Genomic DNA, 234 nt, shown 5'->3' on the forward strand with positions numbered 1-234 from the left:
AGGCGCAGCCGGTACGGAGCACGTAGAGGATCGCATCGACCACCCGCCGCATCGGCCAGGACCGGGGTCGTCCGGTCTTTGCAGGGCTTGGCAAGAAGGGCTCGACCAGGGCCCACTCGGCATCGGTCAGGCACGTTGCATAAGGCTGGGAGCCGCGCGCAAGCTGCGCGCGGGCGGCAGGGGTCCACATGGGCCACCTCGAAGGACGTCAGACACCCTCCGAACGCGCAGAAC

At 68.8% G+C, this 234-nt stretch carries 1 protein-coding gene; it reads right to left on the minus strand.

The window, feature by feature from the left end; genetic code table 11:
• A partial coding sequence (locus tag ROTAS13_RS27930; protein ID WP_139323430.1) for a transposase occupies positions 1–190 on the minus strand: 190 nt, incomplete at its 3' end.
• Positions 191–234 lie beyond the last annotated feature (44 nt).

Source organism: Roseomonas sp. TAS13 (assembly GCF_001950415.1).
Taxonomy (GTDB): domain Bacteria; phylum Pseudomonadota; class Alphaproteobacteria; order Acetobacterales; family Acetobacteraceae; genus Roseomonas; species Roseomonas mucosa.